Annotated in this window: 1 protein-coding gene and 1 pseudogene; both read left to right on the forward strand. The window is 73.2% G+C overall.

The genetic code is table 11. The features are described from left to right. Positions 1-66: 66 nt before the first annotated feature. Positions 67-9,735 (forward strand): annotated as a pseudogene (locus tag EAO76_RS45720) (SDR family NAD(P)-dependent oxidoreductase); the annotation flags it as partial. A gap of 472 nt (positions 9,736-10,207) precedes the next feature. Beyond that, on the forward strand, positions 10,208-12,075 hold a 1,868-nt coding region (locus EAO76_RS00815), incomplete at its 3' end, for a zinc-binding dehydrogenase (RefSeq protein WP_187438407.1).

A 12,075-nucleotide genomic window follows, 5' to 3' on the forward strand; every position in this document is an offset into this window, starting at 1 on the left:
GGCCTGGACGCCTCCGGACACCCCTGGCTCGGCGCCGCCCTCGCCCTCGCCGACGGCGAGGGCCACCTGCTCACCGGCCGGCTCTCCCTCACCGACCAGCCCTGGCTGGCCGAACACGCCGCCTTCGGGACCGTCCTCGTCCCCGGCACCGGRCTGCTCGAACTSGCSCTSACCGCAGCCCACCACATAGGCGCCACTGCCGTCGAGGAACTCACCCTCCTCGAACCCCTCGTCCTGACCGACGACACCCCCCTCCGCCTCCAGGTCGTCGTCGGAGCGGAAACCCCCCAGGGGCGCCGCCCCATCCATCTCTTCAGCCGGCCGGAGAACATCTCGGACGGCGTATCCGCAGATGCTCCGTGGCGTCGGCACGCCTCCGGCGAACTCTCCACCGGAACCTCAATTCCGGAGGCGGCCGACGAGTTGGCGCAGTGGCCGGTTCCGGGTGCCGAGCAGGTCGCGCTGGACGGGTTCTACGAGGACTTCCGTGCCCGTGGCCTGGAGTACGGCCCCGCCTTCCAGGGCCTGACCGGGCTGTGGCGCAAGGGCAACACCGCGTACGGCACCGTCCGCCTCCCCGACGGACTCCGGACCGACGACTTCGGCATCCACCCCGCACTCCTGGACGCCGCCCTGCACGCCATGGTGGCGGTCCAGGACGGAACAGGGACCGAGGGACACGTACCGCTCCCCTTCGAATGGACCGGTGTCGAGCTGTACGCCACCGGCGCCACCGAACTGCGCATACGCATCGAACTCGACGACACGGGCACCGGCCTCCGGCTGTGGGCGACCGATCCGACCGGGCAGCCCCTTCTGCACGCCCGTGGGCTCCAGTTGCGTCCGGCCGACTCCGAGCAGCTCCGTGCCGCCTCCACCCCTGCGGTTGACGAGCACCTCTACCGCGTCGAGTTCCAGGCCCCCCGCGTGCGGGAAGAGGCACCGGCGCAGGAGACCTGGGTCCTCGGCGGCAACGGCGAGGTGGCCCGCGCCCTGGACGCGCAGGGCATCGCGCAGGCCGACGGACTGTTCGCCCGGCTGGACGAAGGCATCGAACCGCCCGGACGTGTCGTGGTCGACGCCACGGGCGAAGCAACAGGCAACGCCATGGGCGACGCCATGGGCGACGCCACCGACGGCGTGATCGATGACGCGCTGGAGGCGACGGCCGATGCCCTGGTCACGGTGCAGCGGCTGCTGGCCGAACCCCGCCTGGAGAAAACCGAGTTCATTTGGGTCACCCGGGGTGCCGTGGACGCCGGTGACGGCATCGGCAACCTCGTCCGTGCGCCGTTGTGGGGCCTGCTCCGTGCGGTGCGGGCCGAGCACCCGGAGCGGGTGATCCGGCTCGTCGACCTCGACGTCGTTGCCGACGTCGAGGTGCCGTTCCTCGTGGACGAGCCCGAGGTCGTGGTGCGTGAGGGCCGGGTGCGGGTGGGCCGGCTGGTGCGCGCGGCAGCCTCCGACAGCAGCAGCGGCAACAACAGCGGCAACAACAGCGACAGCGACAGCGACAGCGACAGCGATGGTGGCTCGGGGTCGGTGCTGGACCCGTCCGGCACCGTGCTGATCACGGGTGGTACGGGTGAGCTGGGCCGTGCCGTGGCCGTACACCTGGTGCGTACGCACGGAGTACGGCACCTGGTGCTGACCTCGCGACGTGGCCAGGACGCGCCCGGCGCCCAGGAGCTGACGGCGGAACTGACCGCCGTCGGGGCCGAGACCGTACGCCTGGTGGCCTGCGACGTGTCGGACCGGAACGAAATCGCGGCAGTGCTGTCCAACGCCGACGATGAACGGCCCTGGACCGGAATCTTCCACCTGGCCGCCGTTCTCGACGACGGCGTTCTCTCCGCGCAGAGCCCCCAACGGCTCGCCCGGGTCTGGGCGCCCAAGGCGGCCGGTGCCCGTCATCTCCACGATCTCAGCCTGGAGTTGGGCCTGGACCTGGCGGCGTTCGTCCTGTTCTCGTCGGCCGCCGGGGTGCTCGGCGGGCCCGGGCAGTCCAACTACGCCGCGGCCAATGCCTGTCTCGACGCCCTGGCCGTCCACCGACGTGCCCTGGGCCTGCCCGCCACGAGTGTTTCCTGGGGGTTGTGGCAGCAGGCCGGCACCGGTCTCACCGCCGACCTCGGCCGGGCCGAGCTCGCCCGTCTGCGCCGGATGGGCATCGGCGCCCTCACCCCGGCCCAGGCCCTGACGGCCCTCGACTCGGCGCTCGCCCGTACGGACGCCCACCTCGTCCCCGTCAAGTTCGTGCTCGACGCCTTCCGGGGGGAGGGCGGGCACGACGTTCCCGCGCTCCTCCGCGGTCTCGTCCGTGCTCCCCGCAGGCGCGCCGACGCCACCGCCGCCGCCGGGCGTTCCGGACTGCGGGACCGGCTCGCCGCGCTTCCCGGGGCCGAGCGGCCGGCCCTGCTCGTCCAGCTCGTCCAGCGGGAGGCCGCCGCGGTCCTGGGCATGCCGGACTCCGGGGCGGTCGGCAAGGACCAGGTCTTCAAGGACCTCGGCTTCGACTCGCTCATGGCGGTCGAGCTGCGGCGTCGGCTGTCCGCGGAGACCGGGACGCCGCTCCCCTCGACGCTCGCCTTCGACCATCCCACCCCGGCCGCGGTCGCGGCGCTCCTCCTCGACAGGCTGAGCCTCTCGGACCGGGCCGAGGAGGCCCCCGTCGCACCGGTCCGGCGGGAGGCGCCCGCCTCCGACGACCCGATCGCCATCGTCTCCATGGCCTGCCGGCTCCCCGGCGGTGTGACGACTCCCGAGGAGTACTGGACCCTTCTCGCCGGGGGAACCGACGCCATCGGGCCGTTGCCGTCCCGCTGGGACGGTCTCGACCTGTACGACCCCGACCCGGACGCCGTCGGAAAGAGCTACGCCCGTGAGGGCGGTTTCATCGACGGCGTCGAGGACTTCGACGCGACGTTCTTCGGGATCTCGCCGCGCGAGGCGCTGTCGATGGACCCGCAGCAGCGGCTCGTGCTCGAAACGGCCTGGGAGGCGCTGGAGCGGGCCGGCATCCGGCCGGACTCGCTGCGTGGCAGCGCCACCGCCGTCTACGTCGGGACCATGGGTTCGGACTACGACGACCGCAACGGCGGCGCGCTCCAGAACCTGAACGGCTACGTGGGCACGGGCAACGCGGCCAGTGTCATCTCCGGGCGGGTCTCGTACACGCTCGGCCTCCAGGGCCCGGCCGTCACCGTCGACACCGCCTGTTCCTCCTCCCTGGTCGCCCTTCACCTCGCGGCGGCATCCCTCCGGCAGGGCGAGTGCGAGCTCGCCCTCGTCGGTGGTGTCACGGTCATGAGCACCCCGGCGACGTTCGTCGAGTTCAGCCGGCTCAGGGCCATGGCGACGGACGGCCGGTGCCGCAGCTTCTCGGCCGCCGGTGACGGCGCCGGCTGGTCCGAGGGGGTGGGCGTGCTGGTGCTGAAGCGGCTGTCGGCCGCCGAGCGCGACGGGGACCGCGTACTGGCCCTCGTCCGTGGCTCCGCCGTGAACCAGGACGGGGCGAGCAACGGGCTCACCGCGCCGAACGGCCCCTCGCAGCAGCGCGTCATCCGGGACGCCCTCGCGGCGTCCCGCCTCGCCCCGGCCGACATCGACGCCGTCGAGGCGCACGGCACGGGCACCGATCTCGGCGACCCGATCGAGGCCGGTGCGCTGGCCGAGGTGTTCGGGTCGCACCGGCTGTTCCTCGGCTCCGCGAAGTCCAATCTCGGGCACACCCAGGCCGCCGCCGGGATCGTCGGTGTGATGAAGATGGTCCTCGCGCTCCAGCACGAGACGCTGCCGAGGACGCTCCACGCCGAGGAGCCCAGTCCGCACATCGACTGGGCGGCGAGCGGTCTGACCCTGTTGCAGGAGGCGCGGCCCTGGCCGCACGAGGAGGGGCGGACGCGGCGCACCGGTGTGTCGGCCTTCGGCATCGGCGGCACCAACGCGCACGTGGTGCTGGAGGAGGCCCCGCGGCAGCGGGCGGCCGCACCCTCCGAGGAGCCCGGCGCCGTGCCCGTGTCCACGTCCGTGGGCGCGTGGCCGTTGCTGCTGTCCGGGTACGACGAGGAGGCGCTGCGCGCCCAGGCGGGCCGGTGGGCCGACTGGCTCGCCGGGCACGACGGCACACCGCTGTCCGACGTGGTGCGGACGGCTGCCCTGCACCGTACGCACCTGCCCGCCCGCGCGTCGCTGGACGTGGCGGACACGTCCGAGGCGGTGCGGGCGCTGTCCGCGCTCGCCGCGGGCGAGCCGCACGACCGGGTCGTCGTGGGCGACTCCCGGGAGCGGGACGCGGTGGTCTTCGTCTGCCCCGACCCGTCCGCGGACGTGCGATGGGACGGTATCGGGCGTGCGCTCCTCTCCGGAAGCGAGGTCTTCGCCGATGCCGTCGGGGCGTGCGACGCGGTGCTGCGGCCCCTGACGGGCTGGTCGGTGCGGGACGTGCTGGCCGGGGAAGCGGCCGGTGGCCCGGATGCCGCCGGGCCCGCCGGGTTCGCCCTGGCCCTCGGACTCGGTGCCTTCTGGAGGTCCCTGGGTGTCGAGCCCGCGGCCGTCGTCGGCCACGGGCTCGGGGAGACGGTCGCCTCGGTCGTACGGGGAGAGCTCCCCCTCGACGAGGGTGCCCGGATCGTGACCGGGAACGGAGCGGGTGCGGCAGTCGGTGGCAGCTCTCCGGACGGTGCGGCGGTCGGTGACGGCTCTCCGGGCGGGGACGGCTCTCCGGACGGTGCGGCGGAGCGGTTCGAGACGCACGGTGGTCATGAGCTCCACGTCCGTCTCGCGCCGAGTCCCGGCCCCGGCCCGGACACCGGCCTCGGTGTCGAGATCGGTGGCGAGCTCAGCCCGGCCGGCGTACTCCGCTCGCTCGCCGCCCTGCACACGCGGGGATACCCGATCGACTGGTCCCGGGTGCCCGGCGCGGGCGGGGCCGTTTCCCTCGTCGCTCTGCCGACGTACGCGTTCCGGCGGGACCGGTACTGGTCCGAGCCCGGCACCATCGGCGCCGGGGCCTCTTCCTCCGGGATCTCTTCCGGAACCGCTTCCGCCGATGTCCGTTCGGCCGGTGTCCGTTCCGCCGGGCTCCTGCCGTCCGCGCATCCCTGGATGGGGGCGACGCTTCCGCTGGCCGGGGGCGAGGGGCATCTGCTCACGGGCCGCCTCTCCTCGGCAGGGCATCCCTGGCTGGCGGACCACGCGGCGTTCGGCGTGGCGATCGTCCCCGGTACCGGGATGCTGGAACTGGCCCTGACCGCCGCGGCCGAGGCCGGGTTCGGCGGTGTGGAGCAGTTGACGCTGCTGGAGCCGTTGCCGATCGATCCGGCGGGGGCCGAGCGCGTCCAGGTGGTCGTCGGTGCCGCGGACGCGGGCGGGCGGGCGACGGTGACGGTGCACAGTCTGTCGGAGGGTACGGACCGGGCCTGGACGCGGCACGCGGTGGGCGTGCTGAGTCCGCCGGGTGCCGGACGGGACGGTGCGACGGCCTTCCCCGACCTGACGCGGTGGCCCGTGGCCGGGGCCGAGCGGGTGGACCTGGACGGCTTCTACGAGCGGTTCCGGGAGCGTGGTCTGGACTACGGTCCCGCGTTCCGGGGGCTGGTCGGGCTGTGGCGGGACGGCGACACCGCGTACGGGCTGGTACGTCTGCCGGAGGGGCTGCGGGCCGACGAGTACCGCGTCCACCCGGCGCTGCTCGACGCGGCGCTGCACGCCTGCATGGGAGCGCGCAGGGAGGCGGAGGGGGAGACCCCGGTCCTCTTCCCGTTCGAGTGGTCGGGGGTGGAACTGTCGGCCGTCGGCAGTGCCGAACTGCGGGTGCGCGTCGACGTCGACGGGTCGGGAACGGGGCTGCGGCTGTGGGCCGCGGACGCCGACGGCTCCCCGGTGCTCTCCGGGGAACTGCGGCTGCGCGAGGTCACGGCGGAGCAGGTCCGCGGGGCCGCGCGCCCCGAGCACCTCTACCGGGTGGAACTGCGGGAGGTGAGCACCCCCGCGACCGAAACCGGCGGCAGCGTCGGCGTCGGCGTCGGAAGCAGAAGCGGAAACGGAAGCGATGTTTCCCGTGTGGTCGTGGACACCCGCGACTGGACCGGGACCGTCACCGAGGTCGCCACCCGCGGCCTCACCGAACTCCAGCGGCTGTTCACCGGGAACACCGAAACCGACACCGAGTTGGTGTGGCTGACGTCCGGTGCGGTCGGTGACGACGGTCACGATCTGGCCCAGGCGGCCCTGTGGGGTCTGGTCCGGGCGGCTCGCAGCGAATTCCCCGAGCGTACGGTCCGGCTGGTGGACACCGCCGGGGCCGGCCTCTCCGGGACGGACCTCTCCGGACCGGTCGCCGCGGCGCTCGGCTCGGAGTCCGAACTCGTGGTGCGCGACGGCACGGTGTACACGCCGCGACTGGTCGCCGTCCCCGGTGCCGAATCCCCGGCCCCGGTCCTCGACCCCGACGGCGTCGTCCTGATCACCGGCGGCACCGGTGAACTCGGCCGGACGGTGGCCGAGCACCTCGTGCGCGAGTACGGGGTGCGGCATCTCCTCCTCACCTCGCGCCGCGGCCTGCGGGCCCCCGGCATGGACGGGGCGGTGGCCGGGCTCACGGCTGCCGGGGCCCGGACCGTGGATGTGGTGGCCTGCGACGTCGCGGACCGCGAAAGCCTCGCCGCCGTACTGGCGGACGCCACGGCCGACCGCCCGCTGACCGGTGTGTTCCACCTGGCAGCTGTGGTCGACGACGGGCTCCTCGGGTCGCAGAACCCCGAGCGGCTCGCCCGCGTCCTCGCCGCGAAGACCGAAAGCGCCCTGCACCTGCACGAGTTGACCCGGGACCTCGCGCCCGCGGTGTTCGTGCTCTTCTCCTCGGCGGCCGGTCTGCTGGGAACGGCGGGCCAGAGCACGTACGCCGCCGCCAACACGGCCCTGGACGCCCTCGCCGCGTACCGTCACGGCCTCGGGATGCCGGGCACGAGCCTCTCGTGGGGCCTGTGGGAACAGGGTGGGCTGAGCCGTACGGCGAGCCTCGGCCGGGCCGACCTCGCCCGGATGAGCCGCCAGGGCTTCGGCGCGCTCGACCGGGCCGAGGCGCTGGCGGCGCTCGACTCCGCGCTGCGCACGCCCCACCCGCACCTGGTCCCGGTCAAGCTGACCGGAACCGATTCGTCGGCCCCGCAGCAGCACCCGGCCGGGTCGGAGGAGCCGCCCGTCCTGCTGCGCGACCTCGTACGCCCCCGGCTGCGGGCCACCGGCACGGGAGCCGATGAGGGAACCACCGCAGGATTCGGTACGGAGACCGGCACGGCCGCCGTGCCCGCCGGGACGCGGGAGCCGCTGACGTCGCTGTCCGGTACCGAACTCCGTTCGGCACTGGTGGAGTTGGTGCGTACGGAGGCGACGACCGTGCTGGGACTCTCCTCGACGATCCTCGCCGACCAGCGGTTCCAGAAGCTTGGCCTCGACTCGCTGACGGCGGTCGAGCTGCGCCGCCGTCTCACGGCGGCCACCGGCACCACCCTGCCGTCGACCGCGGCCTTCGAGCACCCGACCCCGGAGCGGCTCGCGGACCGGCTGATGCGGGACCTGGACCCGGACCACGACGCATCGGCGACACCCGACGCACCGGCGGCGACCCCCACGGAGCAGCCCGTGCCCGTCACGACCGCCACGACGCCCTCGGCATCCCCGATGCCTTCAGCGCCTCCGGCACGCAGCACCGTGCGTCCGGCGACCGAGGGCCAGAAGCGGCTGTGGTTCCTGGAGCGGCTCAACCCCGGTTCCGCCCAGTACAACGCGACGATGACGCTGCACCTGAACGGCGCCCTGGACCGCGAGGCGTTCGAGCGGTCCGTGCTCTGGCTGATGGAGCGTCACGAAGCCTTGCGCACCGGGCTGGAGAGCCGGGACGGGCAACTGGTCCAGGTGGTGCACGAGAACGTCGATGCCCCGGTGACGTACCGGGACGCCACCGGCCTGTCCGCCGACGAGGCGCGGGCGTTGCTGCACGCCGAGGAGCTCGAACCGTTCGCCGTGTCCGGCCGGACCCTGCTCCGTCTCTTCGTCCTGACCACGGACACGGCGACGGCCACGACCACGGACGAGAACACCGACAGGGGTGACAGCCGGCAGAGCGTGTGCCTCACCCTGCACCACGCCATCACCGACGGCTGGTCCATCGCGCTCCTGCTCTCCGAACTCGAGGACGCCTACCGCGCGTTCCGGTCCGGGACCGAGCCGGACCGCACCACGCCCGCGGGCTGCCCGGGAGACCTCGCCGCCCGGGAGGAGGAGGCGCTGCGGACCGGGCTCTTCGACGAAGGGGTCCACTTCTTCCGGGAGCAGCTCGCCGGTGTGCCCCGACTGGAGTTCCCGCCGGGCCCCGGCACCGCGTCGGAGAGCGGCGGGGACAGTACGGGCGGCACCGTCCACTTCACGATTCCCGCCGGGTTGCGGTCCGGGATCGAGGAGCTGGCCTCGGACCGTTCGGTGACCCCGTACACCGTGCTGGTGAGCGCGTTCGCCGTGCTGCTCGGCCGGGTGACGGGACAGGACGACTTCGGCCTCGGCACGGTGTGGGCCAACCGCCAACTCCCCGAGGCGGAGAGCATGGTGGGCTTCCTGGCGAACACGCTGCCGCTGCGCTGCGACCTGACGGGCGCCCCGGCCTTCGACGAGCTGATCGAGTCGATGGCGCCCCGGGTGCTCGGCACCATGGAGCACCAGGCCGTCCCGCTCACCGAGGTCGTCCGGGCCGTCGGCGGTCCGCGCACCGGTGACGAGAACCCCCTGTTCCGCTGCCTGTTCAATTACGCGTCCATGCCGATGGCCGCCCAGGGCAACGAGTTCTGGCGGCTGTCGACGGAGGGGAGCCTCGCCGGCAATGTGGACGGGGCCGCGAAGTTCGACCTCGGTCTGACGCTGCTGCCGTTCGGGGACGGGCTGCGCGGCGAGTTGGAGTACCGGCCGGAGGTCTGGTCGGACGGGTCCGCGCGCCGGCTGGTGGACGGTTTCCTGACCCTGCTGCCGGCCCTGCTCTCCGCCCCGGGGCGTCCGGTCGGTGAGGCGGCACTGCTCGCCCCGGCCGAGCTGGCCTGGCTGGAGGAGCGCGGCGGCCGTGTCGTGGCGGCGGCGCCCGACCGGCCCACGGCCCTGGATCTCGTACTGGCGCAGGCCCGGCGCACGCCGGATGCGGTGGCGTTGGTATCCGACGGGCGGGAACTGACCTACCGCCGGACGGTGTCACGGGCGGCGGCCCTCGCGGACCTGCTGCGGACGGCGGGGGTCACCGGGGAGAGCCTGGTGGGGGTCCATCTGCCGCGTTCGGCGGATCTGGTGGTGGCGGTGCTGGCGGTCTGGATGGCCGGTGGCGCGTACGTGCCGCTGGACCCGGAGTACCCGAGGGCCCGCCTGGAGCACGTCATCGGCGACAGCGGACTGACGGTGCTCGTCTCGGACCGGCCGGTGGAGACCACTGCCCGGGTCGTACTGGTCGACGACGTTCCCGCGACGACGGATCCGGGGGCGTCGGTGCCGTCGGATGTGGTGCTGCCGGGGTTGTCGGATCTGGCGTATGTGATCTACACGTCGGGTTCGACGGGGCTGCCGAAGGGTGTGCAGCTGGAGCACGGGCAGTTCGCGAATTTCTGTGCGGCGATGGATGTGCGGGTGGGGGGTGGTGCGGGTGATACGTGGCTGGCGGTGACGAGTCTGTCGTTCGACATCTCGACGCTGGAGTTGTTGTGGACGTTGACGCGGCTCGGCGGTGGTGCTCTCCAAGCGGGGCGGCTTCGCCAAGCTCCTCTCGGTTGGTTCCGTCTCCATTCCGGAAGCGGAGCTGCTGCACCGCGGGGGAGACCCGCTGTTCCCGCCGAGCGTCACCCTCGGCAAGGGGCTCGACCTGGAGGCGCGCACCGACCACCTGCGCGAACAGTGGGCCAAGGGCGTGGTCCCGCCCGTCTTCCACCTCGGCGACATCGTCAACGAGACCGTCGACGCCACCCTTGCCGAGGCCGGGCTGACCATGGAGATCACCCTCACGGATCTCACCGGTGCGCCGGTCGCCCACATCGGGGAGCTGGTCACCCGGCCGGTCACGATGAAGCAGCTCGCCGCGGCAACCCGAGCAGCAACCCGACCCACCGCCGCCACCGGGCTCCATGTCGTGGAATGGGTTCCGTCGCCGCTGCCCGACTCCCCCGCCCCCCTGGGGCCCGTGAGCGTGATCGGGCCGGACCCGCTGGGCCTGTACGACATGGTGCGGGGCGCGGCCGATGGGGCGGAGTCCTGCACCGCGTACGCCACCCTTGCCGCTCTGCGCGAAGCGATCGACGACGGCGCCTCCGTACCCGCGCACGTACTGGTCACCTGCACCAGTGACGGAGACGGGGACGGGAACGGGGACGGGGACGGGAACGGGCACCAGGACGTACCCGACGCCGTGCGTGCGGTGCTCCTGCGGACGACCGCATGTGTTCAGGAATGGCTGGCCGACGAGCGGTTCACGGATGCGCAGCTCGTGGTCGTCACCCGCAACGCGGTCGCCACACGCCCCGGTCCGGAGATCCGGGACCTGGCCGCCGCGCCCGTGTGGGGGCTGATCCGCTCCGCGCGCGCGGAGAATCCGGACCGTTTCGCACTGCTCGACCTGGACGACTCCGTGTCCTCCGGAACAGCCCCCTCCGCTCCGTCCGGCACACCGTCCGACAAGCAGTCCGACGAGCAGCCCGGCGCTCCGTCCGACGCGCCGCCCGCCGTACTGCCCGGCATCCTGTCCGCGCGGCTTCCCGAGGCGGCGGTGCGGGACGGCGGTGTCCATGTGCCTCGGCTGGCGCGTGCGGCGGATGCTTCCGGTGTGCTGGTGCCGCCCGCCGACTGTGCCTCATGGCGTCTGGACGTCACCAGCAAGGGCACGCTCGGCAACCTCGGCCTGCTCCCCCACCCCGAGGGCGAGCGTCCCCTCGAAGCCCATGAGATACGGGTGTCCATGCGGGCGGGCGGTCTCAACTTCCGTGACGTGATGGTCGGTCTGGGCATGTACCCGGGGGACGACGCCCGGATCGGCGGCGAGGGCTCGGGCGTGGTGCTGGAGGTCGGCTCCGGCGTGGCGTCGGTGGCCGTCGGCGACCGCGTCATGGGCCTGTTCCCGTCCGGTGGGCTCGGTCCGGTCGGTGTCACCGACCACCGCTGGGTGGCCAGGATTCCCCAGGGGCTGACGTTCAACGAGGCCGCCGTGCTCCCCGTCGTCTTCCTGACGGCGTACTACGGGCTGGTGGACCTGGCGGGGCTGCGGGCCGGGGAGCGGCTGCTGGTCCATTCGGCGGCCGGCGGCGTGGGCATGGCCGCCCTCCAGATCGCCCGCCACCTGGGCGCCGAGGTCTACGGCACCGCCGGCCTCGGTAAATGGGACACCCTGCGCAGGCTCGGCCTCGACGACGAACACCTGGCCAACTCCCGCACCACCGACTTCGAGACACAGTTCCTCACCACCACCGACGGCCACGGCATGGACGTCGTCCTCGACTCCCTCGCCAAGGAATTCGTCGATGCCTCCCTCCGCCTCCTCCCCCGCGGCGGCCGCTTCCTGGAGATCGGCAAGACCGACATCCGGGATGCCGGGCAGATCGCCGAGGAGTACCCGGGTGTGGCGTACCGGGCGTTCGACCTGATGGAGGCCGGACCCGACCGCATCCAGGAGATATGGGCCGTCCTCGTGACGCTGTTCGAGGCCGGGACGCTGACGCCGCCGCCGATCACCGCGTGGGACATCAGCCACGCGCCGGACGCCCTGCGCTACCTCAGTCAGGCCCAGCAGACGGGCAAGACCCTGCTGACCCTGCCGCGTGGGTTGGATCCCGAGGGAACCGTCCTGATCACCGGAGCCACCGGCACCCTCGGCAGCCTCCTCGCCCGCCACCTCGTCACCCACCACCACACCCGCCACCTCCTGCTCACCAGCCGCAGCGGACCCCACGCCCCCGGCGCCACCCGACTCACCGACGAACTCACCGACCTCGGCGCCACCGTCACCCTCACCGCCTGCGACACCACCGACCACGACGCCCTCGCCCACCTCATCGACAC

The sequence above is a fragment of the Streptomyces sp. sk2.1 genome (genome assembly GCF_008120935.1).
Classification (GTDB): domain Bacteria; phylum Actinomycetota; class Actinomycetes; order Streptomycetales; family Streptomycetaceae; genus Streptomyces.